The sequence below is a fragment of the Paraburkholderia sp. BR14374 genome (assembly GCF_040948685.1).
Taxonomy (GTDB): Bacteria; Pseudomonadota; Gammaproteobacteria; order Burkholderiales; family Burkholderiaceae; genus Paraburkholderia; species Paraburkholderia youngii.
Genome location: NZ_JBFPKF010000002.1, coordinates 362,563 through 388,356, shown reverse-complemented (window position 1 = coordinate 388,356; position 25,794 = coordinate 362,563). Strand labels below are relative to the sequence as shown.

General features: G+C 65.6%; 21 protein-coding genes and 1 tRNA gene. 14 read left to right on the top strand and 8 right to left on the bottom strand.

Going from position 1 to position 25,794, the window contains the following annotated elements:
- Positions 1-10: 10 nt before the first annotated feature.
- The 3 genes from AB3X86_RS05655 to AB3X86_RS05645 form a co-directional block, all read right to left on the bottom strand.
- Positions 11-835: an ABC transporter permease gene (locus AB3X86_RS05655; RefSeq protein WP_368591806.1), complete on the bottom strand. Its 825-nt coding sequence runs from the start codon at positions 833-835 to the stop codon at positions 11-13.
- Positions 832-1,914 (bottom strand): ABC transporter substrate-binding protein, encoded by a 1,083-nt coding sequence (locus AB3X86_RS05650; RefSeq protein WP_368595215.1) that lies wholly within the window; start codon positions 1,912-1,914, stop codon positions 832-834. Before AB3X86_RS05650 ends, AB3X86_RS05655 begins: the two co-directional genes overlap by 4 nt.
- Positions 1,915-2,012: 98 nt before the next feature.
- Complete coding sequence (locus AB3X86_RS05645) at positions 2,013-3,080, bottom strand: LacI family DNA-binding transcriptional regulator (RefSeq protein WP_368595214.1); 1,068 nt, start codon at positions 3,078-3,080, stop codon at positions 2,013-2,015.
- A gap of 141 nt (positions 3,081-3,221) precedes the next feature.
- Here AB3X86_RS05645 and AB3X86_RS05640 point away from each other — a divergent pair.
- Together AB3X86_RS05640 and AB3X86_RS05635 are read left to right on the top strand one after the other, a co-directional pair.
- Positions 3,222-3,306 (top strand) — tRNA-Leu (locus tag AB3X86_RS05640).
- A gap of 346 nt (positions 3,307-3,652) precedes the next feature.
- The gene (locus AB3X86_RS05635) at positions 3,653-4,156 is read left to right on the top strand and encodes a M48 family metallopeptidase (protein WP_368595213.1); all 504 of its coding nucleotides are present in this window, start codon (positions 3,653-3,655) and stop codon (positions 4,154-4,156) included.
- A gap of 38 nt (positions 4,157-4,194) precedes the next feature.
- On the opposite strand, the gene AB3X86_RS05630 is transcribed toward AB3X86_RS05635, so the two are convergent.
- Positions 4,195-6,531 (bottom strand): FdhF/YdeP family oxidoreductase, encoded by a 2,337-nt coding sequence (locus AB3X86_RS05630; protein ID WP_368595212.1) that lies wholly within the window; start codon positions 6,529-6,531, stop codon positions 4,195-4,197.
- Positions 6,532-6,671: 140 nt separating this feature from the next.
- Here AB3X86_RS05630 and AB3X86_RS05625 point away from each other — a divergent pair, with 140 nt between their 5' ends.
- On the top strand, positions 6,672-8,093 hold the full coding sequence (locus tag AB3X86_RS05625) for a PLP-dependent aminotransferase family protein (RefSeq protein WP_368595211.1): 1,422 nt from the start codon (positions 6,672-6,674) through the stop codon (positions 8,091-8,093).
- A 47-nt stretch (positions 8,094-8,140) separates the two neighbouring features.
- On the top strand, positions 8,141-8,431 hold the full coding sequence (locus AB3X86_RS05620; RefSeq protein ID WP_368595210.1) for an ArsR family transcriptional regulator: 291 nt from the start codon (positions 8,141-8,143) through the stop codon (positions 8,429-8,431).
- A gap of 66 nt (positions 8,432-8,497) precedes the next feature.
- On the opposite strand, the gene AB3X86_RS05615 is transcribed toward AB3X86_RS05620, so the two are convergent.
- The gene (locus AB3X86_RS05615; protein WP_368595209.1) at positions 8,498-9,091 is read right to left on the bottom strand and encodes a lysozyme inhibitor LprI family protein; all 594 of its coding nucleotides are present in this window, start codon (positions 9,089-9,091) and stop codon (positions 8,498-8,500) included.
- A 260-nt stretch (positions 9,092-9,351) separates the two neighbouring features.
- Between AB3X86_RS05615 and AB3X86_RS05610 the strand changes: the two genes are divergently transcribed.
- The 8 genes from AB3X86_RS05610 to AB3X86_RS05575 all read left to right on the top strand — a co-directional run bounded on the left by AB3X86_RS05610 (position 9,352) and on the right by AB3X86_RS05575 (position 16,984).
- Complete coding sequence (locus tag AB3X86_RS05610; RefSeq protein ID WP_368595208.1) at positions 9,352-10,083, top strand: SH3 domain-containing protein; 732 nt, start codon at positions 9,352-9,354, stop codon at positions 10,081-10,083.
- Positions 10,084-10,366: 283 nt separating this feature from the next.
- Positions 10,367-12,682 (top strand): putative bifunctional diguanylate cyclase/phosphodiesterase, encoded by a 2,316-nt coding sequence (locus AB3X86_RS05605; protein ID WP_368595207.1) that lies wholly within the window; start codon positions 10,367-10,369, stop codon positions 12,680-12,682.
- A gap of 135 nt (positions 12,683-12,817) precedes the next feature.
- The gene (locus tag AB3X86_RS05600; protein WP_008922008.1) at positions 12,818-13,006 is read left to right on the top strand and encodes a hypothetical protein; all 189 of its coding nucleotides are present in this window, start codon (positions 12,818-12,820) and stop codon (positions 13,004-13,006) included.
- Positions 13,007-13,175: 169 nt separating this feature from the next.
- Positions 13,176-14,573, top strand: coding sequence for an FAD-containing oxidoreductase (locus tag AB3X86_RS05595; RefSeq protein ID WP_368595206.1), 1,398 nt, complete (start codon positions 13,176-13,178; stop codon positions 14,571-14,573).
- A gap of 28 nt (positions 14,574-14,601) precedes the next feature.
- On the top strand, positions 14,602-14,955 hold the full coding sequence (locus tag AB3X86_RS05590) for a cupin domain-containing protein (RefSeq protein WP_368595205.1): 354 nt from the start codon (positions 14,602-14,604) through the stop codon (positions 14,953-14,955).
- 147 nt (positions 14,956-15,102) lie between these two features.
- The gene (locus tag AB3X86_RS05585; protein ID WP_368595204.1) at positions 15,103-15,678 is read left to right on the top strand and encodes a TMEM175 family protein; all 576 of its coding nucleotides are present in this window, start codon (positions 15,103-15,105) and stop codon (positions 15,676-15,678) included.
- Between the two features lie 2 nt (positions 15,679-15,680).
- Positions 15,681-16,499 (top strand): hypothetical protein, encoded by an 819-nt coding sequence (locus tag AB3X86_RS05580; protein ID WP_368595203.1) that lies wholly within the window; start codon positions 15,681-15,683, stop codon positions 16,497-16,499.
- Positions 16,496-16,984 carry a metallophosphoesterase family protein gene (locus tag AB3X86_RS05575; protein ID WP_184226637.1) on the top strand — a complete coding sequence of 163 codons (489 nt, stop codon included), beginning with the start codon at positions 16,496-16,498 and terminating at the stop codon, positions 16,982-16,984. The genes AB3X86_RS05580 and AB3X86_RS05575 overlap by 4 nt, the downstream gene beginning before the upstream one ends.
- A 68-nt stretch (positions 16,985-17,052) precedes the next feature.
- Here the strand turns inward: AB3X86_RS05575 and proP are convergent, their stop codons facing one another.
- From proP to argA, 3 genes are all read right to left on the bottom strand, one after another.
- The gene (gene proP / locus AB3X86_RS05570) at positions 17,053-18,522 is read right to left on the bottom strand and encodes a glycine betaine/L-proline transporter ProP (RefSeq protein WP_368595202.1); all 1,470 of its coding nucleotides are present in this window, start codon (positions 18,520-18,522) and stop codon (positions 17,053-17,055) included.
- A gap of 736 nt (positions 18,523-19,258) precedes the next feature.
- Complete coding sequence (locus AB3X86_RS05565) at positions 19,259-19,531, bottom strand: oxidative damage protection protein (RefSeq protein WP_026228676.1); 273 nt, start codon at positions 19,529-19,531, stop codon at positions 19,259-19,261.
- A gap of 131 nt (positions 19,532-19,662) precedes the next feature.
- On the bottom strand, positions 19,663-21,051 hold the full coding sequence (gene argA, locus AB3X86_RS05560) for an amino-acid N-acetyltransferase (protein WP_368595201.1): 1,389 nt from the start codon (positions 21,049-21,051) through the stop codon (positions 19,663-19,665).
- Positions 21,052-21,261: 210 nt separating this feature from the next.
- Here argA and AB3X86_RS05555 point away from each other — a divergent pair, with 210 nt between their 5' ends.
- Positions 21,262-21,402 carry a hypothetical protein gene (locus AB3X86_RS05555; RefSeq protein ID WP_368595200.1) on the top strand — a complete coding sequence of 47 codons (141 nt, stop codon included), beginning with the start codon at positions 21,262-21,264 and terminating at the stop codon, positions 21,400-21,402.
- Complete coding sequence (gene hrpA / locus AB3X86_RS05550; protein WP_368595199.1) at positions 21,399-25,733, top strand: ATP-dependent RNA helicase HrpA; 4,335 nt, start codon at positions 21,399-21,401, stop codon at positions 25,731-25,733. Before AB3X86_RS05555 ends, hrpA begins: the two co-directional genes overlap by 4 nt.
- The last annotated feature ends 61 nt before the right edge of the window (positions 25,734-25,794 follow it).

The following is a 25,794-nucleotide window of genomic DNA, read 5'->3' as shown; positions in this document are numbered from 1 at the left end:
GGGTTGTCGTTCATGCGCTCGCCGCCACGCCCGAACCGCTCGCGCTGCGCGCGATCGCCAGCACCGCCCATGTGACGATGCCCAGCACGATCGACAGCCCCGCGGCGGTCACCATGTTCGCGTTCAGCGTGAACTCGGTATAGATGGTCATCGGCAGCACGTCGATGTCGGTGGCGAGCGTGAACGCCGTGCCGAACGCGCCCATCGCGGTCGCGAAGCACACGGCGCCTGCCGCGATCAGACCGGGCGACAGCGCCGGCAGCACGATGTCGCGCATGATGCGCCACGGCGATGCGCCGAGCGAGCGCGCGGCCTCTTCGAGCGATTGATCGAGCTTGGTCGCGGAAGCCATCACGGTGACGATCACGCGCGGAATCGAGAAGTACAGATAGCCGAGAAACAGGCCGCTCATCGAATACGCGAACACCCAGCGATCGCCCGCGAGTTTCAGCGAGAGCGCGCCGATCAGCCCCTGACGCCCGGCGAGCATGATGACCATGAAGCCCACGACGACACCGGGAAATGCGAGCGGAAACGTCAGCAGCGCGAGCAGCGTGCGCTTGCCGGCGAACTCGCGGCGCGCGAGCAGCAGCCCTGCGATCACCGACAGCACCAAAGTGGCCGCCGTGACCGCCGCGGACAGCACGACAGTCGCTCCGAGGCTCGACATATAACGCGGATTGGTCAGCATCGCGCGATAGGTCGCGAACGCGTGGCCGCCGCCGGAGAGCTGCGCGAGCGCGCCCATCGGCAACAGCCAGAACGCGATGAACACCGCGAGCGCCGGCGCGAGCAACGCGATGCGCCAGCGCAGCGGGAACGTGACGTCGTTCAATGCATCACCTGCAGATAGCGCTCGCCGAAGCCCGACTGCTTCTCGGCCATCTTCGCGAAGTCGACCGGCTTCGCGCGCGCGTATTCGCTCGCGGGCAGGAACTTCGCGGCGGTCTCGGCATTCATCGCGCTCGCGCGCACCGGCCGCAGATACGCCTGCGCCCACAGCTTCTGGCCTTCGTCGGACAGCACGAAATCGAGCACCTTCTTGCCGTTCGTTTCATGCGGCGCGCCCTTCACGAGGCTCATCACGTACGGCACCGAGATCGTGCCTTCCTGCGGAATCACGAACTCGACGTTCGCATGATCCTTGTACTTCGCGCGATACGCGTCGAAGTCGTAGTCGAGCAGGATGGGAATTTCGCCGGACAGCACGCGCGCGTATGCGGTTTGTTTCGGCACGATCGGCGCGTTCGCCTTGAGCTTCCTGAACCAGTCGAGGCCCGGCTCGAAGTTATCGAGCGTGCCGCCGAGCGCCTGGTTCACCGCGACCGCGCCCGCATAGCCGACGAACGCGCTCGACGGATCGAGGTAGCCGATCATCCCTTTGTATTCGGGCTTCAGCAGATCGGCCCACGAGCGCGGCACCGGCTTGCCTTCGAGCGCGTCCTTGTTGACGAAGAAGCCGAGCGTGCCCGAGTGGATCGTGAACCAGTAGCCTTGCGGGTCTTTCAGGCTGGCCGGAATGTCGTCCCAGTGCGCGGGCTTGTACGTCTGGATCACGCCCTTGTCCTTGGCCTGGAACGCGGACGACACGCCGAGATACACGACGTCGGCGACCGGGCTTTTCTGCTCGGCCATCAGCTGTGCGATCGATTGGCCCGAGTTCTTGTTGTCGAACGGCACGCGAATGCCGGTCTTTTGCTGGATCGCCTTGATCTGGCTCGCCCAGTCGGCCCATTCGGGGGGGCAGTTGTAGCAGATCGCGGTTTCATCGGCGCGCGCGGTTTGCGGCGCGAACGTGACGAGCGCCGCGCCGGCGACGAGCAGGCTCGCCGGCAGCACGGTCGCGGCGGCGTGCGACAGTTTCTGCCAGAGCGGTTTGAGCGAGGATGCGAAGAGTGAGGTCGAGTGGGTCACTGCAGGTCTCCTGTGTTCGATCGGTGCAAGTGCTTCCGCACTCACTCCGGGCCCGTAAAAGGTGGTCGTTGCAAGCGGTTGTAGTGCGCGACGCCTGCCTAGGCGGTCAGCCCTTGCGTTGGTGATGCGCTGTCGAAATCTGCGTGGGACCCGAGCGCCGCGATCGTCGCGCCTTCGCGCACGCTGTGCGGCAGGGTCAACGCGAGCGAGGTGGCGGGGAATGCCCGCTCGTCGCGCGCGCCGCCGATGCGTGCGAGCAGGCGCTGCCACGCCGCGCGGCCGATCTCGCGATTCGGCGCGCAGATGCTCGCGAGCGCGGGCGACAGCAGTTCGCCCATCGCGAGTCCGTCGAAGCCGAGAATCGACATGTCCTGCGGGATCTTCAGACGCGCGCGACGCAGGCCGCGCATCACCACCATCGCGAGCAGATCGTTGCTGCAGAAGAGGGCGGTCGGACGGTTTGCGCCGTGCGTCAGGTGCGCGAGCACGGACGGCGCGAGTTCGTCGGCGTTGAAATCGACTTCGAGCGCGGGCGCGGCCGTGAGGCCGGCTTGCTGCATCGCCTGCGTGTAGCCGAGATGCCGCTGACGCGCGCGATCCGACGCGGCGAACGAGCCGGCCAGCATCAGGATGCGGCGATGGCCGTTGGCGATGAGCCGGCGTACGCCGTCGTAGGCAGCGAGGCGATTGTCGACCGACACCGACGGGCGGCGCACCGTGTCGTTGTGCATCAGCACGTAGAGCAGGCCGTCGCGGTCGAGTTCGTCGAGCAGCGGATGGGTGTCGGCATCGGCGACGGTCAGGATCAGGCCTTCGACGCGATGCTCGCGCAGCGTTTCGATTGCGTGGCGTTCGCGATCCACGTCGTACTGCGTGGTCATCAGCATCAGCCGGTAGCCTTGCGCCGACGCGAGATCGTCGATGCCTTGCAGGCATTCGGCGAACACCGGGTTCGCGAGCGTCGGCAGAACGACGCCGATCAGGCGCGTGCGCTCGCCGCGCAATTGCCGGCCGAGCGGGCTCGGGCGGAAGTTCAGCGCGTCGATCGACTGACGTACCTTGTCGAGCGTGATGGGGTTCACGGTGTGCGGCGCGTTGATCGCGCGCGATACCGTGGCGATGGAAAAGCCCGCGTGGGCGGCGACATCCTTGATCGTCGGCGTCATCGGTTTGCGGCCCGCTGTAATCGTTTTCGTGAGCGGATTATCGGCAAGGTTTGTGACTTGGGGATGAACGTGGTGTCGGGCGTTTTTGGGGCTCCGGCGAGGCGATGGTAGAATTCGCGACCACGCGCGATTGCGACCCCTGCCGGGGTGATGAAATTGGTAAACATAGCGGACTTAAAATCCGCCGCCTTCGGGCTTGCCGGTTCAAGTCCGGTCCCCGGCACCAGAGTTGCAAATGACAGGCACGATGCGCGCACGCCGATCATCGCCGTGCCGATCTCGCTCTCCAGTTTTCCCGATCAGAAATCCAGTTGCTTCGCGCTGATACCGAGCTCGAAAGTACAGGTCAATTTTTTTACGTATCACTGGCGGCAGCGTGCTGCTCGAATCTGCGGCGCATCGCACGTAAGCGGTGAATCTCGTTGGCCTATGCGGACAAAATTGAGTGAGAAACTGTCACGCCGCATAACGCGATGAGCCCCCAGAACTGGGCGTAAATCCGGACAAGCGCCCAACCTTGTCGATCTGCGCGACCCTGCGTAATATCTCCTCGCCAACCTCGATCCGCCTTCATGTCTTCGCTCAAATACCTGACCGGCTACCCCGCACCTCTGCAAGAGAAGGTGAGAACGCTGATCGCCGACGATCAGCTCGGCTCCTATCTCGCGCAGAAGTACCCGAACACGCACGAGGTGCAAACCGACCGCGCGCTCTACGAGTACTGCGCGGAACTCAAACGCGAGCACCTGCGCAACGCGGAGCAGATCGACAAGGTCACTTACGACAGCAAGCTCGACGTGATGCGCCACGCGCTCGGCCTGCATACGAGCATTTCGCGCGTGCAGGGCAGCAAGCTGAAGGCGAAGAAGGAAATCCGCATCGCGTCGCTATTCAAGGGCGCCGCGCCGGAGTTTCTGAAGATGATCGTCGTGCACGAACTCGCTCATCTGAAAGAGAGCGATCACAACAAGGCGTTCTATCGTCTGTGCGAGTTCATGCAGCCGGGGTACCATCAGATCGAATTCGATCTGCGCCTGTATCTGACGCATCGCGATCTGGCGAAGAAGCCCGTGTGAGGCACGCCGCGCGCAAGGCGCGGAAAATAGAGCCGACTTCAGGCCGCCAGAACGGCGGCATCCTCCACCACCGACGCCGTCAACAACACCGGAATCGACTTCGACGTCGGCGTACCCGCGCCATCCGCGACCGAGGAGAGCGGCACCAGCGGATTCGTCTCCGGGTAATAAGCGCCGAGGCAGCCGCGCGGAATGTCGTACTCGACGAGCAGAAAACCGTCCACTCGTCGCTCGATGCCATCGGCCCACACGCTCGTGATATCGACACGCTGAGCGGCCGCGAACCCGAGCATCGCGAGATCGTCCTTGTTGGCGAACAGCACGCGCCGCTGTCCGTACACGCCGCGATAGCGATCGTCGAGACCGTAAATCGTCGTGTTGTACTGATCGTGCGAGCGGGTGGTCATCAGCGTCATCAGGCGTTCGCCGTGACGCTTCTTCGCCTGATGAATCGGCGTGTCGAGCGCGATCGCGTGGACGATGAACTGCGCCTTGCCGCTCGGCGTTTTCCAGATGCGATCGCGCGACGCGACGCCGAGATGGAAACCGCCCGGTTTCTTCAGCCGCTCGTTGTAGTCGTCGAATCCGTCGATCACCTTCGCGATGCCATCGCGAATCAGCGCATAGTCGGCCGCATGCGCGAGCCAGTCCACCTTGCCGCTGCCCAACGTCGCATGCGCCATGCGCGCGACGATCGCCACTTCGGATAGCAGATTGTCCGACGCCGGCTTGTTCATCCCGTATGACATGTGCACCATGCTCACCGAATCCTCGACGCTGACGCCTTGCGCCACGCCGTTCTGAATATCGATCTCGGTGCGCCCGAGCGTCGGCAGGATGAGGGCGTCGCGGCCATGCACGAGGTGGCTGCGATTGAGCTTCGTCGTCACGTGCACGGTCAGCTCGCATGCGCGCATCGCGTCCCACGTGCGCGGCGTATCCGGCGTCGCGATCGAGAAATTGCCGCCGAGGCCGATGAACACTTTCACCTTGCCATCGAGCATCGCCTGAATCGTGTTGACGACGTCGAGACCGTGCTCACGCGGCGGCGCGAAATCGTAGGCTGCACCAAGCTTGTCGAGAAACGCTTCGGTCGGCTTTTCCTCGATGCCGACCGTGCGGTCGCCCTGCACGTTCGAGTGGCCGCGCACCGGGCACAGCCCCGCGCCGCGCCGGCCGATATTGCCGCGCATCATCATCAGATTCGACAGCAGTTGCACCGTCGCGACAGAGTTCTTGTGCTGCGTGAGACCCATGCCCCAGGTCGCAATCACCGCGCGGCCCTTCACGTAGATATCGGCGAGCTTCAGCACCTCGTCGAGCGGCACGCCGGCCTCGGCGACGATCGTGTCCCAGCGCTCGGCGCGCAGATCGTCGGCGAATGCGGCGAAGCCGACCGTGTGCTGGGCGATGAAGTCGACGTCGAGCACGCGCTCGAGGCCTGACACGAGCGCTTCGTCGTCGAGTTCGAGCACGCGTTTGGCGACGCCCTTGATCAGCGCGAAATCGCCGCCGACCTTCGGACGGATGAACACGGAGCTGATTTTCGTGCTGCCCATCGTCAGCATTTCGACCGGATGCTGCGGGCTCGCGAAACGTTCGAGGCCGCGCTCCTTCAGCGGATTGATCGACACGATCGTGGCGCCGCGCTTCGCGCATTCGCGCAGCTCGCCGAGCATGCGCGGATGGTTGGTGGCCGGGTTCTGGCCGAAGATCAGCAGCGTATCCGCGTGTTCGAAGTCGTCGAGCGTGACCGTGCCCTTGCCGACGCCGACCGTGTGCGGCAGGCCACGGCTCGTCGCCTCGTGGCACATGTTCGAGCAATCGGGAAAATTGTTGGTGCCGTACATGCGCACGAAAAGTTGATACAGGAACGCGGCTTCGTTGCTCGCACGGCCCGACGTATAGAACGCGGCGCGGTTCGGATCGTCGAGGCGCTTCAGATGGCTTGCGATGAGCTCGAACGCGCCGTCCCAGCCGATCGGCACGTAGCGGTCGCGCACGGCGTCGTAGACGAGCGGATCGGTCAGACGGCCGTGCTGCTCGAGCTCGAAGTCGGATTGCGTCATCAGCTCGGCGACGCTGTGCTGCTCGAAGAACGCCGGCGTCACGCGCTTGCCGGTGGCCTCGGCGGCCACCGCCTTCACGCCGTTTTCGCAGAACTCGAACGTCGACGCGTGCTCGCGATCCGGCCACGCGCAGCCGGGGCAGTCGAAGCCGTCAGGCTGGTTCTGCTTGAGCAGCGTGCGGTAGTTGCCGCCCGCGACCTTTTCCTTGAGCAGGTTGATGGCGACATACTTCAGCGCGCCCCAGCCGGCGGCGGGGTGCTTGTACGGCTCGATGCGGGGTTCGGCTTGTGCTTCGTTCTTCTTCATGACGTGACGGTGGACAGATTCGACAGATTTTGCAGACCAATGCCCGCAAGCGTACTGTGTTCCACAATCCACGTCGGATACAGAAAATCGGAAAGAATAGGAGTACAGTTGCGCGACGATCCCTGGACCGCCCGAATCGCATGAAGCTCTACGAAAAACTCGCCGACGAAATCACCGAAGCCGTGCGCCGCGACGTATTCGCGGCCGGCGAGCGGATTGCGTCGGTGCGGCAGGCGAGCCAGCAGCACGGCGTCAGCATCAAGACGGTGCTGCATGCGTATGCGCTGCTGGAGAGCCGCGGCATCATCGAGAGCCGGCCGCAGTCGGGCTATTTCGTGCGCGACGCTGCCGCGCCGGTGCCCGCCGCGGCGCGCGCGGGCCGCAAGTCCGCGCCGCCGCCGATGCCCGCGACGGTGGACGTGAGCCGGCTCGTGCTGTCGACCCTGCGCAGCATCCGCGCGCACGACGCCGTGCCGTTCGGCTCGCCGTATCCCGATCCGTCGCTGTTCCCGTGGCGGCGCATCAACCAGTACGCGAACGCGGTTGCGCGGCGGCACGCGAGCTGGAATCTGATCGACGATCTGCCGCCGGGCAACCCCGAGCTGATCCGCCAGATCGCGCGGCGCTACGCGGAAAACGGTCTGCCGGTCGATCCGGGCGAAATCGTGATCACGCTCGGTGCGACCGAGGCGATCAACCTGAGCCTGCAGGCGGTCGCGAAGCCGGGCGACACCGTCGCGGTCGAATCGCCGACCTTCTACGCGATGCTGCACGCGATCGAGCGCCTCGGCATGCGCGCAATCGAGGTGGCGACGCATCCGGTCGACGGCATCGACATCGACGCGCTCGCGAAGGTGATCGCGCGGCAGAAGATCGCCGCGTGCATGGTGATGCCGAACTTCCAGAATCCGCTCGGTTTCTGCATGTCCGACGAGCGCAAGCGGCAGCTGGTCGAACTGCTGGCCGCGCACGAGATTCCGGCGATCGAAAACGACGTCTACCAGGAGCTGTATTTCGGCGACGCGCGGCCATCGACGCTGAAGACGTTCGACACCAAAGGGCTCGTGCTGCACTGTGCGTCGTTTTCGAAAAGCCTGAGCGCGTCGTACCGGATCGGCTGGGCGCTGCCGGGGCGTTATCGCGCGCAGGTCGAGAAGCTCAAGTTCCTGAATACGCTGACGACGCCGTCGGTGCCGCAGGTCGCGGTCGCCGATTATCTGCGTCAGGACGGCTACGACCGGCATTTGCGGCATCTGCGCCGCGTGTACCGGCAGCAGGCGAGCATCATGAGTGCGCTGGTGCTGCGCTTCTTCCCGGTCGGCACGCGCGTGTCGACGCCGCGCGGGGGCTACGTGCTGTGGGTCGAGCTGCCGGTTGCGATCGACTCGATGCGGCTTTATCAGGCCGCGCTCGAACGCGGGATCACGGTCGGGCCGGGGATGATGTTTTCGACGCGCAACGATTATCGGCACTTCATCCGGCTCAACTACAGCTATCCGTGGACCGCGCAGGCCGAGGCGGCGCTGAAGACGCTCGGCGAGCTGGCTACGGCGATGGCGTGAATGGCGCAACCACGATACGACCGACACCTCACAACTGCGAGACCGACATGAACGACGACGACATCGACCCGCAACTCGCCGCGATACTCGCGCAGCTATGGCGCGCGCATCGCGAGACACCCCGGCGCGCATGGTCGCTAGCGAAGCTGTCGAAGCAGGCCGGCGTGCCGATGAGCAGCTTGCGGCGGCAATTGACGGCGCTATCGGGCGGCGGTCTCGTCGATACGATGTTCCACGACGATGGCACCGGAGCCGCGTCGCTGAGCGAAATCGGCGCGCAGCTTTGCGCGGAGCTGTTCGGCCCAGGCGAGGGCGGTGAGCCGTCGGCCGCTGACTGAGCTTTGCGCGCGCAATTCACCCGGCGCGCAGGTTGATCGCCGTCGTGGCCAGTGTGTTTCGCCGTCTCATTGCCCAACGCTCGCCTGCACCTGCGGTTGCATCGGCATCCGCGCTTGTGCTTGCGGCGGCGCCATGTCCACAGCATCGAGCGTGGCCACGCCGCAAAACCAGTCGCCATCGTGCGGCTGATACTTCCAACGCTTGCCCGACTGTCCGATCACGCTCGCACATTGCTCGTTGACGACGAGGCCGGGCTTCGCGGCCGTGCATTGCAGCGTCGACGGGTCCGGCTGCGCGTCCACATTCCCACCCGCGGACGCCGCGTGCCGCGAGCCGCCCGGCAAGCTCGCCAGCAGCCGCTGCAACTCGTCGATGCGCGTCGCGTACCACGTCCGCAGACACGCGGCGTCACGGCAGTTCGCTTCGCGCCAGGCCCACTTGCTGTCGCTGTCGTCGATGAACGCGCGGCGCTGGGCGACTCGTCGACGCGCTTGCCAGTAGAGTTGGCCCAACGTGTCGTCGAGCGCCGACAGCGCGGAGTCGCCGCAAATCATGCGCTCGGCCGGCGAGCGGCCGCGCTGGCAGTCGAAGCTGGTCGCGTTGGCATACGGGTGCGCGAGCAGCAGTCCGGCGATCAGGAGGGGGCGGAAAAGGGTCATCAGGGTCCCGGCGGTGCATCGATTGATCATGCCGCCGATGATCGACCGGTCGCGCACCTCGCGGACCTTCGAACAACGCGGGAGTTCGGGCGGGTCGTTACCAGATGTTGCCGCACGGGCTTGCCGGCTGGCATGTGCCGTGCGCGAGTACGGCGCGCGCACGTTCGCGTATCATGAAGAAGGCGCAATGTCTATAAATTGGAAGTGGGGGCACATAGGCCGGCGTGGTCAAAAGGTGGCCATCGAAATAGGAAGAACGAATGCAACGACAACTCGTGGTCGGTCTTTACATGGCAGCGGGCCTGCTGATTTTGCCCGGCGTGGCCAGCGCGCAGTCGCAGGCCTATACGAATAGCGGCACAAACCTGCGCGCGGGCCCGGCGTCCGACTATCCGATAGTCGCGCAGCTACCGGGCGGCGTTCCGGTGACGGTGATGGGGTGCCTGAGCAACTACCAGTGGTGCGACGTCGCCACACCGAATCTGCGCGGCTGGGTGTATGCGTCTCGGCTCAGTTCGCCGTACCAGGGCTACAACATGCCGCTGAACTACGGCGCCGCGCTCGGCCTGCCGATCCTCGCGTTCTCGATCAACGATTACTGGGGCAACTACTACCGGGGCCAGCCGTGGTACGGCCAGCGGTCGCGCTGGGCGCGTCATGCGCCGCCCCCGCCGCCGCGACCGGGCGCCGGGCATCCGCCGCCGAACTGGCGGCCGTCGCCGGGGCATGTCGGCGGGCGTCCTCCGGGTGGCTCGCCGCCGGGCAACGCGGGCGGCCGTCCTCCTGGCGCGCAGCAGGGCGGTGGGGGTGGCCGGCCACCGGGCGGCGGACCGCAAGGCGGCGGAGGCGGTCGCCCGCCGGGCGGCGCTCAGCAGGGCGGCGCCAATCGTCCCCCAAGTGGTCAAGGCGGACCTCAAGGCGGTCATCAAGGCGGACCCCAAGGCGGCGGTGGCGGCGGAACACGGCCACCAGGAGGCGGCGGCAACAATTGACAATTGAGAAATTGACGCCGCCACAGCACTGAAGACAGTGGTGCCGATCGGGCCGCCGCAACCTGCCGCAGCGGCCCGGCATCGAGCCGCTGCGGCGCCTGCGGGCCACGAACCGACGGCCTCAGACCTGCCGTCGCCCGTCGTACCCGCGTCAACCGATGCTTGCACACCACACCGGTAGCCGTCCGCACGCGATGCGTGGCAGATTTTCACGCGGTGCTCAGCGTAAACCCCGGTGTGCCGCGTACACTAACTTGCCGATGTTGGGTTGGGGGGCGCAACTATGATTTGCGAAGCGACATCACGTGGCACGACGACAGCCGCGCCGGAGGGCGCCCGCTATCGCCCGGAACGGGCCGAGGAAGTACTCGCATCCGAGCGCAGCGTGTTGCGGCTGATCACGCGCAACACGCCGCTTCCCGAGCTGCTCGACGAAGTCTGCCGTCGCGCCGAGGCGCTGCTCGGCGACGGCGCGTGCTGCTCGATCCTGCTGCTCGACCCCGACGGCTTGCACGTGCGCGTGGGCGGCGCGCCGTCGCTGCCGCCCCCGTTCAGCGCCGCGATCGAGGGCGCCGCGATCGGTCCGCGCGCCGGCTCGTGCGGCACGGCGATGTTCGAGCGCCGTCTGGTGATCGTCGACGACATCGAATCCGATCCGCTGTGGGAAAACTTCCGCGCTTTCGCATTGCCGCACGGCTTGCGCGCCTGCTGGTCCGTGCCCTTCGAAAACGATGCCGGCAACGTGCTCGGCGCGTTCGCGGTCTACTACCGCACCACGCGCCGTCCGACCCCCGAGGAAGAGGCGATGCTGCGCGACATCGGCAGCAGCGTCGGCCTCGCGGTCCATCAGGACGCGATGGCGCAGCGCCTCGCGCATAGCGAGGAGCGTCACCGGCTGGTCGTCGATCATCTGAGCGAAGGTATCGTCGTGCAGTCGCGCACCGGCATCGTGCTCGCCTGCAATCCGAGTGCGCAGCGCATGCTGCACGTGACACCGCAGGTCGTCGGCCGCAGCATGCAGACCGTGATGACACGCGCGTTCGGCGAGGACGGCTCGGTGATCGGCGACGCCAACCGTCCGGTCACCCAGGTCTTCGCGACCGGCAAGCCGATGCTCGGCGTGACGATCGGCCTCGAGCTGATGAGTGGCGAAGTCGTGTGGATCACGGAAAACGTCGTGCCGATCCTGCGCCCGGGCGACAGCGAACCGGACTCCGTGCTGATTTCGTTTTCCGACATCGGGCCGGTGCGCGAGGCGCAGCGCCAGCTGAAGTACCTCGCCACGCGCGATTCGCTGACGGGCCTCTACAACCGCGCCTACCTGACCGAGCGGATGCGCGACCTGTTCGCGCCGAGCGCCGGCGGCGAGCATGGCGGCGAACTCGCCAGCGTCGCTGTGCTGTTCGTCGATCTCGACGGCTTCAAGAAGGTCAACGACACCGCCGGTCACGAGGCCGGCGATGCCCTGCTGTGCAGCGTCGCCGAGCGGTTGTCGGCCTGCGTCGGGCACAGCGACACGCTGGCGCGGGTGGGCGGCGACGAGTTCGTGATCGTCTCCAGTGCGTGCGGTAATACCAGCGAGCTGATCGGCCTCGCGCATCGTGTTCTCGACATGATCGCGGTGCCGTTCGCGGTGGCGGGCAACGAGTACTACCTGGGCGCGTCGATCGGCATTAGCCTCTTTCCCGAAGACGGCCAGGACGTCGCGACGCTGATGCGCAACGCGGACTCGGCGATGTATCACGCGAAGCAACGCGGCCGCAACAACTTCCAGTTCTTCACCGCCGAGCTGAACCAGCATCTGCAGCGGCGTTTCACGATCGAGCAGTCGCTGCGGCGCGCGCTCGCGGGCAACGAGCTGAGCCTCGTGTACCAGCCGATCGTCGATAGCCAGAGCGGCCGCACGATCGGCGCGGAAGCGCTGCTGCGCTGGTACAACAGCGAACTGGGCAACGTGTCGCCGGGCGAATTCATTCCGGTCGCCGAGGACGCCGGGCTGATCGTCGAGATCGGCGACTGGGTGCTCGAACACGCCTGCCAGCAGGTCGCGCAGTGGCGGCGCACGTTGGCGCCGCATCTGGTCGTCGCGGTGAATCTGTCGCCGCGGCAGTTCAACGACGGGCTGCTCGAGCGCATCGAGCGCTGTCTCGCGCAGTCCGCGCTCGAACCGTCCGCGCTCGAACTCGAAATCACCGAGCGGCTGCTGATGAGCGACAGCGACACCGTGCTGCCGATGCTGAGCGCGCTGAGCGCAATGGGCGTGCGCGTGTCGGTCGACGATTTCGGCACCGGCTATTCGTCGCTGTCGTACCTGAAGCGCTTTCCGCTGCACAACCTGAAGATCGACCGGTCGTTCGTCGCGGGGCTGCCGGATCATCGCGATTCGATCGCGATCACGCAGGCGGTCGTCGCGATGGCGCACTCGCTCGGCATGAACGTGACCGCCGAGGGCGTCGAGACCGCCGAGCAGGCGGCGTTTCTGCGCGCGATCGATTGCGACAAGCAGCAGGGCTACCTGTACAGCCGGCCGGTCGGGGCCAGCGCCTATGCGCGCACGCTGTACGACGCGCAATTGATCGGCATGGCGAAGGCGTCCTGATGCGATTGTTCAGTTTGCCGAACAAGTGACTTCGCGTTGCCGCTATTTATCGGCGGCGACGCGCTCCCTAGAATTCCCCCATCGAAACGTTATTGGTGCGCAGTGCCGAAGCGGCGCTCCGCAATGGGGGTCGTGATGTCAGAATTGATCAGAAACCAGCTTTACCGGCCATCGGTCGTGTTGCCGATGGTCGCCTTGATGCAGGTGATGGTGTCGCAAGACTTCAATCTCGGCCAGGTCGGCTGGGTGTTCGCGGCGCGCGGCGCGCAGGCCGCATTGCAGCGTTCGCGCGAGCTGATTTGCGCGGTTCATTGCCACGCCTGAGAAGTCCCGCGGAGTATTCACAGTAATCCCAACGGATTGGCGCCACCTCGCGCGGCGCGTGGCAAAACGGGGCCATCGCCAAAGCGCCCGCACAATCCGACATCGCATGGCAGCCCGTGGCACTAAGCGTAAGATGCAACGACCTGCACCCAGCCCCGGGAGAGTTGCCATGCCACAGCACTTCGACGCAGTCGTGATCGGTACGGGACAAGGCGGCTCGCCGCTCGCCGTGCGGCTCGCTCAAAGCGGGCGCCGTACCGCGGTGATCGAACGCGCGGACTTCGGCGGCACCTGCGTCAACGTTGGCTGCACGCCGACCAAATCTTATGTGGCGAGCGCCCGCGCGGCGCACGTGGCGCGCCATGCGGCGGACCTCGGTGTGCAGGTGGGCTCGGTCGGCGTCGATATGGCGGCCGTCAAGGCGCGAAAGGACCGGATCATCGGACAGTCGCGCAGCGGCGTCGAAAAATGGCTGCGCGGCACGGAAAACATCACGGTGTTCAATGGCCACGCGCGCTTCACCGGCGCGCGCACGCTCTCGATCATCGGGCGCGACGGCCAACTGCTGGACGAGCTCAGCGCGTTCGAAATCTTCATCAACACCGGCACGCGCGCGGTCGTGCCGCCGCTCGAAGGCATCCAGCGGATTCCGTACTACACGAACTCGACGCTGCTCGAACTGACCACGTTGCCGAATCATCTGGTGATCGTCGGCGGCAGTTATATCGCGCTCGAATTCGCGCAGGTGTTTCGCCGCTTCGGCAGCCGCGTCAGCGTGCTGGTGCGTGGCGAGCGCGTGCTCAACCGCGAGGATGCCGATTTCGCGGAATCGGTGCAGAAGGTGCTCGCGCGCGAGGGCGTCGAGTTTCATTTCGGCGTGCAGCCGACGCGCGTCGAGCCGCATCCGCATCGCGCAAACGACGTGTGCGTCGGCTTCGAGCAGAACATTCCGGCGATGGAGGCATCGCATCTGCTGATCGCGACCGGCCGCACGCCGAATACCGACGACCTCGGTCTCGACGTCGCGGGCATCGAGACCGACCGGCACGGCACGATCATCGTCGACGGCCAGCTGCGCACGAGCGTGCCGGGCGTGTGGGCGATCGGCGACGTGAACGGCCGCGGCGCGTTCACGCATACGTCTTACGACGACTACCAGATCGTCGCGGCGAACCTGCTCGACGGCGGCGCGCGCAGCGTCGACACGCGGATCATGACGTACGCGGTGTTCGTCGATCCGCCGCTCGCGCGTGTCGGCATGTCGGAAGAGGAGGTGCGCAAGAGCGGCCGCAAAGCGCTGATCGCCACGATGCCGATGTCGCGCGTGGGCCGTGCGCGCGAGCGTGGCGAAACCGACGGCTTCATGAAGGCGCTCGTCGATGCGAACAGCAAACAGATACTCGGCGCGGCGATTCACGGCGTCGAGGGCGACGAGGCGATCCATACGTTCGTCGACATCATGACGGCGGGCGCGCCGTATCCCACTTTGCAATACGCGATGCACGTGCATCCGACCATCAGCGAACTCGTGCCGACGCTGCTCGATGGACTGAAACCGATGCAATGAGCTGCGTTGACGCCGGCGCGACACGCCCATGAGAAGCTCGCTCAAACCCGCACGTAGCAGCGGCAACCTGTTCGACGCCGTCGTGCGGTCGGGGACGACGGCCGATGAGCAGGTCGACGCGCTCGTCGAGCGGGGCGGCGTGACGATCGAGCGGATCGTCTCGACGGGGCAGGCGAGTCCGCCCGGCTTCTGGTACGACAGCCCGCGCGCCGAATGGGTCGTGCTGCTCAGCGGCGCGGCGGTGCTCGAATTCGACGGCGACCCCGAGCCGCATCCGATGAAGCCAGGCGATCACGTGCTGATCGAAGCGCATTGCCGGCACCGCGTCGCATATACGAGCGACACCGAGCCAAGCGTGTGGCTCGCCGTCCACTACCCGTGAGCCCCGGCGCATAGAGCCATTCGCCCGGCCGGCTCCGCGCATCGACAAATCTTCGCGCCATCGCGGATAATCGGCAGCGGCGCGGCCCGCGCGCAACGCGCGGGCGGGCTGTGCGCCCCACCGCATTCATCTTCGGGACAACGCAGCATGGGCAAGGGACGCGTCGAAGCCTTCAGCGATGGCGTAATCGCCATCATCATCACGATCATGGTGCTCGAGCTGAAGGTGCCCGAGGGCTACGATCTCGCGGCGTTGCGCCCGGTCGTACCGGTGTTCTGCGCTTACGTGCTGAGCTTCATCTACGTCGGCATCTACTGGAACAATCACCATCACGTGTTCCATGCGGTGCAGAAGGTCAACGGCAAGGTGCTGTGGGCGAACCTGCATCTGCTGTTCTGGCTGTCGCTGCTGCCGGTCGTCACGCACTGGGTCGGCCGAAACCATCTGGCCGCGTGGCCGACCGCGATGTACGGCATCGTGCTGTTCATGTCGGCGATCGCATATTTCATCTTGACGCGTGCGCTGATTTCTCAGCATGGACGCGATTCGGCACTGGCCAAAGCGCTCGGCAACGACTTCAAGGGTAAGGTCTCGGTCGTCATTTACCTGACCGGCATCGGGCTCGCGTTCGTCGTGCCGTGGGCGTCGGCTGCGCTGTACGCGCTCGCGGCGGCGTGGTGGTTCGTGCCGGACCGGCGCATCGAAACCGTGCTGGAGGCCTGAGCATGCTGCTCGCGCTGAAGCTCGTGCTGGTGCCGGCCTTTCTCGCCGCGCTGACGGTGGCCGCGCGCGTCTGGGGACCATCGGTCGCGGGATGGCTCGCGGGGCTGCCGGTCGTCGCCGGACCGATCATGCTGCTGCTCGCGCTCGAGCGCGGGCCGGCGTTCGCGGCGCAGGCGTCGGCGGCGTCGATTGCGGCGATCGCCGCGTTGGAGGCGTTCAATCTTGCTTATGGTTGGACCTGCCGGCGTTTCGACTGGCCGCTTGCACTGGTCGTGGGGGTGGCCGGCTGGCTCGGCGCGGCGCTGCTGATCGTGCGGCTGCCCGGTTCGGCCGGGTGGGCGCTGGCGGCGGCGTGCGTGGGCGTCGCGGTGTCGCAGAGCAGCTTGCCGCGCGCGACCGGTCATGTACCGGCGGCGCGCGTCGGGCGCGCGGATCTGGCGGTACACATGCTCGCGGGCGCGCTGCTGACGCTCGCGGTGACGACGGCCTCGGCATCGATGGGCGCGGCGTGGAGTGGCGTGCTGTCGGTGTTTCCGCTGCTCGGTATCGTGCTCGCGGTATCGGCGCAGCGTGCGCATGGCGCGGACTTCGTCGCGCTGCTGATGCGCGGCATGGTGGTCGGGCGCGGCTCGTTCGCGGCGTTCTTCGCGGTGACGGCGTTGCTGTTGCCACAGTACGGTGTGGCGACGGGCTTTGCGTGCGCGGCGGTGGTGTCGGTCGTCGTGCAGGGGTTGACGCGGCGCATGCTGGCTGGGCAGCGGCGCGCCCCAGCGGCGGCGCGTGAGTTTGCGCAGCCGCAGACTGAGCAGGACTGCGCATGACTTCACGTCGCCCACCATCGACCGCTGCCCGCATCGGGCTCGTCTCTGATACGCACAACCTCGTGCGTCCCGAAGCGTTGCACTATCTCGACGGCTGCGACGCGATCATTCACGCGGGCGATATCTGCAAGCCGGACGTGCTCGACGCGCTCGCGCGGATCGCGCCGCTGACCGCGGTGCGCGGCAACAACGATACCGGTGAATGGGCGGCGTCTTTACCGACGCATGCGCGGCTCACCGTCCAGCAGGTGACGATTCTAGTCGTGCACGATATCGCCGAGCTGGGCTGCGTACCGCACGACGAAGGCATTCGCGTCGTGGTGAGCGGCCACTCGCACAAGCCATCGATCGCCGAGCGCGACGGCGTGCTGTACGTCAATCCGGGCAGCGCGGGGCCACGGCGCTTCAAGCTGCCGGTGTGCGCCGGCAGACTGATCGTCGAAGGCGCGCAGGTCAGCGCGACGTTCGATGCGCTGCTGACGTAAAAAAAAGCGGGCCGGCGAAAATCGCCTGCCCGCTTCGAGACTACTCTAGCGAGGGGTGACTGCGCCGATCACGCACGCGCGGTCGCAGCCGCCGCGAACCGTTCATCCATCTCCTCGGCCTCGCGTTCGCCGCGCAGCACCGCGTGCGCTTCGGCGCGCGTCGCGACGCACGGGCCCGAACCGAGCAGCGGCTTGCGCGCGGTTTCGCGCAGCGCAAGCACCGATACGATGCCGATCAGCGATGCGCCCATCAGGTAGTACGCGGGCATCATCAGATTGCCGGTGCGGTCGACCAGCCATGCGGTCACGAGCGGCGTCGTACCGCCGAACAGCGACACCGAGACATTGAAGCCGATCGCGAGCGCACCGTAGCGGATTCGGGTCGGGAACAGCGCCGGCAGTGCCGACGGCATCACGCCGGTGAAACACGACAGCAGCACGCCGAGAATCATCAGACCGGCGAACACCGGCAGCACCGTGCCCATGCGAATCAGCAGCAGCGCGGGAATCGACAGCGCGAACAGACCGACGCAGCCGAGCAGCATCACCGGCTTGCGGCCGATCGCATCGGACAGACGGCCGGCGGCGAGCGTCATCGGCATCATCAGGATCATCACGAGCAGCACGAGGAACAGGCCGTGCGTTTCGTTGAAGTGCAGCGTCGCCGACAGATAGCTCGGCAGATACGACAGCGCCATGTAGTCGGTCACGTTGAAGATCAGCACGAGGCCGACGCACAGCAGCAGCGGCTTCCATTGCTGCGCGAGCAGCTGGCCGAACGACTGTTTAGGCAGCGCGCGGTCCTCGGCTTCACGCTGTTCGGCCTGCTTCTTGAACGCGGGCGTTTCCTCGAGCTTCATACGGACGTAGAGACCCATGAGGCCGAGCGGACCGGCGATCAGGAACGGCACGCGCCAGCCCCAGGACAGCAGTGCGTCGGTCGACAGCGTCGCCGTCAACAGCGCGACCGTGCCCGCGCCGAGCACATAGCCGATCAGCGTGCCGAACTCGAGGAAGCTGCCCATGAAGCCGCGGCGCTTGTCGGTCGAGAATTCGGCAATGAAGGTCGCGGCGCCGCCGTACTCGCCGCCGGTCGAAAAGCCCTGCACGAGGCGCGCGAGCAGCAATAGCGCCGGCGCGAGAATGCCGATCGTCGCGTAGTTGGGGATCAGGCCGATCGCGAAGGTGCCCGCGGCCATCATGATCATCGTCATCGCCAGCACGCGCTGACGGCCGATACGGTCACCGAGCGGCCCGAACACCATGCCGCCGATCGGCCGCACGAGAAACGCCGCGGCAAACGTGCCGAAGGTCGCGATGAGCTGCGCCGACGGGCTCGACGAGGGGAAGAACACCTTGCCGAGCGTCACCGCGATATAGCTGTACACGCCGAAATCGAACCATTCCATCGCGTTGCCGAGCGCCATTGCGCCGACGGCCCGTTTCAGGAGGGAGTGATCGACGACGGTGATGTCGTCGAGGGTAAGGCGTTGTTCTTGTTTGTGATGTCGCCAGAAGCCGTTGCTGGAAGCTGTCAAGGTTAAAAACTCCAATGACTGCGACGAAACTCGTGATGCGTTCCGCCTCGGTTGCTGGAAGTGCAATTTCGTGAGCGTGGCGAGGGTATCCGCGGCGCTGCTTATCCGGCGGCGGAACAGTTGGCGAAATGAAGCAAACGCCAGTGCCTCGCGATAAGTTCGCGAAAAAACACTCGTCTAGATTGTGCTGGCAGTTGCACCTGCGTGGCCGTGGAAGGGGGGCAGGTGCATGAAGGACGCGGGGCTGCGGAAGCCGACCCATGCGCCAATGAAGGCTTGAAACGAAAAAGGCCGGTCTTGAATTTATCCGCGTTAGGCGGGGAAACGACCGACGAGCCTTCTTGTTTAAAAACAGCTCAATTCAGGATGACGCACGCGCGGAAAACGCACGACGAGCCAATCTGAAAAGAACACGAATGAAGGTGAATTGCAGCTGAAACGGGGCACATATTAGCACGATGACAGAGGATCGTGCAAACCGGGGGTGCGGGCGAAGGCCGCCTGTGTGGCTCAATCCATTGCGGGGCGGGGGTCCGGGCGGGGTCGAAACGGGTTTGAAAACAGACCGCCTAGAACATTCGCGGGGCGATTTTTTGACGTGCAGACGAGGTGAATGCAGACACGACGCGAGGCCGATGTCGGGGCGAAAAAAATCCGCGCTTGCGGCGCGGATTTTTAGGCGTGTGTTCGCCCGGTTCGGGCGACGCGTGCTGGTGTCGCTCTCGACGTGGCAAGCTCAAGCCGACGGCGGCACGTAGCCCGATGCGGTATCCGCGCCTTCGCCGAAGAAGAACTTTTCGGTCTGCTTCATCAGATACTGACGCGCGCGCGGATCGGCCATGTTCAGGCGGTTTTCGTTGATCAGCATGGTCTGCTGCTTCAACCAGGCCTGCCAGGCTTCCTTCGAGATACTTTCGTAGATCCGCTTGCCGAGTTCGCCCGGCAGCGGCGGGAAATCGAGGCCTTCGGCTTCCTTGCCGAGCTTCGCGCATTGAACCATACGAGTCATGCTGTGCTTCTCCTGTGTCGACCGGAGTTAGTGCTTTAGCACGGACTCCGGTCCCATGAAAAATAATTACTGTATCAACGTGGGGCGGGCAAACGCCAGTTCGGATCAGATGGGGACGATCACGCAGTTACTCAAAGCTGTTTCATCAGCACGAGCGACTTTCGCTGCCAGTTATAGAGTCGGCGGCGGTCTTCGGGCAGGTCGTCGACCGTAGCCTTGACGAAGCCGCGTTTCAGGAACCAGTGTTCGGTGCGCGTGGTGAGCACGAAAATGCGCGTGAGGCCGCGTGCCCGCGCGCGCTGCTCGATCCGCTTGAGCAGACGCTCGCCGTCGCCGGTGCCTTGCGCTTCGGGCGCGACCGTCAGGCACGCCATTTCGCCGATGCGCTCCTGCGAATACGGATACAGCGCCGCGCAGCCGAACAGCACGCCGTCGTGCTCGATCACCGAAAAATGGTCGATGTCGCGCTCGATCTGGTGACGGCCGCGCCGTACCAGCGTGCCGTCGGCTTCGAGCGGCTCGATCAGCGCGAGAATGCCGCCGACGTCGTCCGGCGTCGCTTCGCGCAGGCTTTCGAGGTTCTCGTACGAGATCATCGTGCCGACGCCATCGTGCAGGAACAGTTCGAGCAGCAGGCTGCCGTCGAGCGCATACGGGATGATGTGCGCGCGCGGCACGCCGCCGCGGCAGGCGCGGATCGAATGCTTCAGGTAGAACCCGGCGTCGCCGGTGACTTCGCCGCTTTCGTGCAGCTTGTAGGCGTCGTCGAGCGACAGTTCGCGGATCAGCTCCGTACCGCTTTCGCTGATCTCCATCAGACCCGCGGTTTCGGTCAGGAACACGATCTTGTCGGCGCGCAGCGCGATGGCCGCGGCCGAAGCCACGTCTTCCATCGACAGATTGAACGCTTCGCCGGTGGGCGAGAAGCCGAGCGGCGACAGCAGCACGAGCTTGCGGCTCGCGAGCGAATGTCGGATCGAATCCGCGTCGATCTTGCGCACGAGACCCGTGTGCTGGAAGTCGACGCCGTCCAGAATGCCGACTGGCCGCGCCGTTACGAAGTTGCCCGACACGACGCTGATGTGCGCGTGCGCCATCGGCGTGTTCGGCAGACCTTGGCTGATTGCGGCTTCGATGTCGAGACGCACTTCGCCGGCCGCTTCCTTCGCGGACTCGAGCGCGCGCGCGTCGGTAATGCGCATGCCATGCGAAAACTCCGATTCGACGCCGTGGAGACTCATCTGCTCCTCGACCTGCGGGCGCGAGCCATGCACCAAAACGATCTGGATGCCCATTGCCTGTAGCAGCGCGATGTCGGACACGAGCGCATTGAGCAGCCCCTGATGCACCACTTCGCCGCCGAAACCGACGACGAATGTCTTGTTTCGGAACGCGTGGATATACGGAGCGACTGAACGCATCCAGTCGACGAATTGCGCGTGCTGGGCGAGGGTTTCCGGCGAGTCGGCGGGGGCCGGAACGCTCGCGGGCGCGGGGACGAGGTCGGTTTGGGAATTCATGCCGGGGATTATAATGCGCCCCCATGTCGAATGTACCCAAAAGTCCCGCTGGGGCGAACGAGAAACCGGCGTCGGCCGGTGAGCCGGCCAGGCCCGGTGACACGATGCGCCGCCCAGCGCAGGATGCGAAACCAGAGCAGGCGCGTGACGCGCGTCGGGAGGCGGGCGCGTCTGCGCAAACAGTGTCGCCGGAAGGTGGCGGTGCGGGTCGTGACGATCGCGAAAAGCACGCTCGCGCGCGAGGCGCGGCGCATGATGAACGGCGCGGTGAATCTCGCGCTGAATCGGTTGAAGCGTCCGGTGCCAAGCGGGGCGGCGGGGCTGGTGGCGAGCCACGTGGCGCTTCGTTGAGCGAGCAGCTTGGCCAATTCCGTTCCGCGCTTCAAAACGCGGCCCGCGAGCAGCAGAGCGGTGGAGCGCAAAGCGAGCAACAGGACGGGCCGCAAAGCGAGCACCGCAGTACGCGTTCGACCGCGCCGCGCGGTGCGCATGGCCGCCAGGCTCGTGATGAGCGAGGTGGTACGCGGCAAAGCGCGCAGCGTGGCGAAGTCCGCGACGCGCGCTCGGACACGCCGCGCGTTGAACGGCATCGTGCGCCTCGCAACGAACAGGACGAGCGCGGACCACGTGACGAGCAACGTCACGGTCCGCGCGCCACGCACTCGCACGACAAACAATCGGGCGAGCCGCGCAAGGAGCCTCGCGCGCCGCGCGAACCGCGGTCGCCGCGGATCGTCGAGCCGAACCCGATTCCACCGATCACGTTCCCCGAAGCACTTCCCGTTTCCGGTCGTCGCGACGAGATCGCGCGGGCGATCGCGGAGAATCAGGTCGTGATCGTGTCGGGCGAAACCGGTTCGGGCAAGACCACGCAGTTGCCGAAAATCTGCCTCACGCTCGGCCGTGGTCTGGGCGCAGGCGGCAATGGTCTGATCGGCCATACGCAGCCGCGCCGGATCGCCGCGTCGGCGACCGGGCGTCGTATCGCCGAGGAACTCGGCACGCCGTTCGGCGAAGTGGTCGGCTACAAGGTGCGCTTCAACGACAACCTCGCGCCGGGCGCATCGGTCAAGCTGATGACCGACGGCATTCTGCTTGCCGAAACGCAGACCGATCCGCTGCTGAAAGCCTACGACACGCTGATCATCGACGAAGCGCACGAGCGCAGCCTGAACATCGATTTTCTGCTCGGCTACCTGAAGGAGATTCTTCCGAAGCGTCCCGACCTGAAGCTGATCGTGACCTCGGCGACGATCGACGCCGACCGTTTCGCGCGCCACTTCGGTAGCGACGATAAGCCCGCACCGGTGATCGAAGTGAGCGGGCGGCTTTATCCGGTCGAGGTGCGTTACCGACCGGTGGTCGAGGACAGCCCGGCGGTCAAGGCGGCGCAAGCGACCTCGGGTGTGGCGTCGTCTGGCCGCGAGCGCCCGAAGACGCAGCGCGAGACCGATCGCGATCGGATGGAGGCGATCGTCGAGGCCGTCGACGAACTGTGCCGCGAGGGTCACGGCGATGTGCTGGTGTTCCTGCCCGGCGAGCGTGAGATTCGGGACGCCGCCGAGGCGCTGCGCAAACATCACCCGCCCCATACGGAGATTCTGCCGCTGTTCGCGCGGCTCTCGGCGGCCGAGCAGGAGCGCGTGTTCCGCGCGTCGAACGCGCGTCGCATCGTGCTCGCGACCAACGTCGCCGAAACTTCGCTGACGGTACCCGGCATCCGCTACGTGGTCGACACGGGCCTCGCCCGCGTGAAGCGCTACTCGTATCGCAACAAGGTCGAGCAGCTCCAGGTCGAGTCGATTTCTCAAGCCGCCGCGAATCAACGGGCGGGGCGTTGCGGACGGGTTGCCGATGGCATCTGCATTCGGCTGTACGAGGAAAGCGACTTCCAGGGCCGCGCGCGCTTCACCGATCCGGAAATTCTGCGCTCTTCGCTCGCTTCGGTGATTCTGCGCATGAAGTCGCTGCACCTGACGGCGATCGAAACGTTCCCGTTTATCGAGCCCCCGCCGGGCCGTGCGATTTCCGACGGCTACCAGTTGCTCAACGAGCTCGGCGCCGTCGACGACGACAATCACCTGACGCCGCTCGGCCGTGAACTCGCGCGACTGCCGCTCGATCCGCGCGTCGGCCGAATGATCCTCGCCGCGCGCGACCAGCAGGCGCTGAAGGAAGTGCTGATCATCGCGAGCGCGCTGTCCGTGCAGGACCCGCGCGATCGGCCGATCGACGCGCAGGAGCAGGCCGACCAGGCACATCGCCGCTTCGCCGACGAGCGCTCCGAATTCCTGCAGTGGCTGAAGATCTGGAACTGGTTCGACGAAGCGATCGCGCACAAGAAGTCGAACCGGCAGTTGCAGGACGAGTGCCGCAAGAACTTCCTGTCGCAGTTGCGGCTGCGCGAGTGGCGCGATGTCCATTCGCAACTGCTGACGGTCGTGCGGGAGCACGGCTGGCGCCTGAACGAAGCGGAGGCTACGTTCGAGCAGATCCATCTTGCGTTGCTGACCGGCCTTCTCGGCAACATCGGCTTGAAAGCCGACGATGAGCCGTACTATCTCGGCGCGCGCGGCATCAAGTTCTATTTGTGGCCGGGCTCTGCGCTCGTGAAAAAAGCGGGCAAGTGGGTGATGGCTGCCGAGCTGGTCGAAACGAGCCGGCTTTACGCGCGCTGTATCGCGAAAATCGAGCCGGAGTGGGTCGAGAAGGTCGGCGCGCATCTGCTGAAAAAGTCGCTGTCGGAGCCACATTGGGAAAAGCGCGCGGCGCAGGTGTCCGCGTTCGAGCGCGCGATGCTGTACGGCCTGCCGATTTATCACCGGCGGCGCGTCGCATTCGGCAAGCAGGACCCGGCGCGGGCGCGCGAGCTGTTTATTCGCGGTGCGTTTGTTGAAGGGGAGTTCGACACGAAGCTGGCGTTCTTCGCGCACAACCGCAAGCTGCTTGCCGACATCGAACAGCTCGAGCACAAGTCGCGCCGCCAGGACGTGCTGGTCGACGACGAATTGATCTACGCGTTCTACGATCAGGCGCTGCCGGATGGCGTCTATACCGGCGCGTCGTTCGAGCGCTGGTATCGCGACGAAGTCAAAAAGAGCGGCCAGGCGGAGGACAAGCTGCGGCTGTTGTATTTGTCCCGCGACGATCTGATGCGGCACGAAGCGGCGGGTGTCACGACGGATCTGTTCCCGAAGCGGTTGACGATGGCGGGCATCGAGATGGCGCTGACCTATCACTTCGAGCCGGGCACGCCTCGCGACGGCGTAACGCTCGCGGTACCGCTGTATGCGCTGAACCAGGTCGACGCGCGCCGTTGTGAGTGGCTCGTGCCCGGCATGCTGAAAGAGAAGGCGCAGTTGCTGCTGAAGTCGCTGCCGCAGAAGCTGCGTCGGCATTGCGTGCCGCTCCCTGAATACGCGGCAGGTTTCGCCGAACGGCACGGCGCCCAGCGCTTCGGAGCGGGCGGCCTGCTCGAAGCGCTGATCGCCGACGTGCGCGAGCAGACCCAGGTCGCGATGAAGCAGTCCGACTTCAAGCTCGAGACGCTGCCCGCGCATCTGTTCATGAACTTCAAGGTCATCGACGAACATGGCCGGCAGCTCGCGATGGGACGCAATCTGTCGCAACTGCGCGCAGAGCTCGGCGGTCAGGCGCAGCAGCATTTCCAGAAGCTCGTTTCGGGCGCGGCAGGCGCTGCTCTCGCCGATGCAGGCGGCGGTGTCGCGACACCTGCGCGGTCTCCCGATCTGGCTGCGAGCGGCCCGGCGCGCGGCAAGGGCGCGGCCGCGCCACAACCCGCGACGCCGGATGGCGCACCAGCCACCGCGCTGTACGAAAACCTGACCACGTGGAATTTCGGCAAGCTGCCCGAATTGCTCGAAATTCGCCGTGGTGGCCAGACGTTGTTTGGCTACCCGGCGCTCGTGGACCGTGGCACCCACTGCGACGTCGAGGTGTTCGATTCGCCCGAAGAAGCCGCGCGGATTCATCGGGCGGGCCTGCGTCGGCTTTTCGCGCTGCAGTTGAAGGAGCCGATCAAGTATCTGGAGAAGAATCTGCCGGGCCTGCGCGAAATGGCCATGCAGTTCATGCCGCGCGGCACGCAGGAAGAACTGCGCGATCAGCTGATCGACACCGCACTCGACCGCGCGTGTCTGCAGGACCCGCTGCCCGACGACGATGCGAGCTTCCATACCCGACGTGACGAAGGGCGTAGCCGCCTCACGTTGCTCGCGCAGGAAATCTCGCGGCTGGTCGGCCAGATCCTCGGCGAGTACGCGAGCCTGACGAAGAAGCTGCTGCAGGCGAAGCCATTCGCGGCCGCGTACACCGATCTGCAGAATCAACTCGATGCGCTGATCGGCAAGCGTTTTGTCGTCGATACGCCGTATGCCCAACTCGCACATTTCCCGCGTTATCTGAAGGGGATGGCGCTGCGTATCGACAAGCTGCGCGCGGACTCCACCCGCGACGCGCGGCAGTTCGCCGAATTCCAGCCGCTGTTGCAGCACTATCAGCGGGCGGTGTCGCAGCGCGGCGGCGTCACGGATCCGCGGCTTGCGGAATTCCGCTGGCTGCTCGAGGAGTTGCGCATCTCGCTGTTTGCGCAGGAGCTGCGCACCCCAATGCCGGTTTCGGTGAAGCGCTTGTACAAGGTGTGGGAGTCGATGCAGCGGTAAAGTCAGGCTGCTCGCACGCGGCCGCTGGACACTGGGTGTGCACGGCGGCCGGGCTTTGCCC

Coding starts and splice junctions, on each gene's coding strand:
- AB3X86_RS05645 (WP_368595214.1), bottom strand. CDS start 3,080: ATGACGCCGACGATCAAGGATGTCGCCGCCCACGCGGGCTTTTCCATC.
- AB3X86_RS05635 (WP_368595213.1), top strand. CDS start 3,653: ATGTCTTCGCTCAAATACCTGACCGGCTACCCCGCACCTCTGCAAGAG.
- AB3X86_RS05630 (WP_368595212.1), bottom strand. CDS start 6,531: ATGAAGAAGAACGAAGCACAAGCCGAACCCCGCATCGAGCCGTACAAG.
- AB3X86_RS05625 (WP_368595211.1), top strand. CDS start 6,672: ATGAAGCTCTACGAAAAACTCGCCGACGAAATCACCGAAGCCGTGCGC.
- AB3X86_RS05620 (WP_368595210.1), top strand. CDS start 8,141: ATGAACGACGACGACATCGACCCGCAACTCGCCGCGATACTCGCGCAG.
- AB3X86_RS05615 (WP_368595209.1), bottom strand. CDS start 9,091: ATGACCCTTTTCCGCCCCCTCCTGATCGCCGGACTGCTGCTCGCGCAC.
- AB3X86_RS05610 (WP_368595208.1), top strand. CDS start 9,352: ATGCAACGACAACTCGTGGTCGGTCTTTACATGGCAGCGGGCCTGCTG.
- AB3X86_RS05605 (WP_368595207.1), top strand. CDS start 10,367: ATGATTTGCGAAGCGACATCACGTGGCACGACGACAGCCGCGCCGGAG.
- AB3X86_RS05600 (WP_008922008.1), top strand. CDS start 12,818: ATGTCAGAATTGATCAGAAACCAGCTTTACCGGCCATCGGTCGTGTTG.
- AB3X86_RS05595 (WP_368595206.1), top strand. CDS start 13,176: ATGCCACAGCACTTCGACGCAGTCGTGATCGGTACGGGACAAGGCGGC.
- AB3X86_RS05590 (WP_368595205.1), top strand. CDS start 14,602: ATGAGAAGCTCGCTCAAACCCGCACGTAGCAGCGGCAACCTGTTCGAC.
- AB3X86_RS05585 (WP_368595204.1), top strand. CDS start 15,103: ATGGGCAAGGGACGCGTCGAAGCCTTCAGCGATGGCGTAATCGCCATC.
- AB3X86_RS05580 (WP_368595203.1), top strand. CDS start 15,681: ATGCTGCTCGCGCTGAAGCTCGTGCTGGTGCCGGCCTTTCTCGCCGCG.
- AB3X86_RS05575 (WP_184226637.1), top strand. CDS start 16,496: ATGACTTCACGTCGCCCACCATCGACCGCTGCCCGCATCGGGCTCGTC.
- AB3X86_RS05565 (WP_026228676.1), bottom strand. CDS start 19,531: ATGACTCGTATGGTTCAATGCGCGAAGCTCGGCAAGGAAGCCGAAGGC.
- argA (WP_368595201.1), bottom strand. CDS start 21,051: ATGAATTCCCAAACCGACCTCGTCCCCGCGCCCGCGAGCGTTCCGGCC.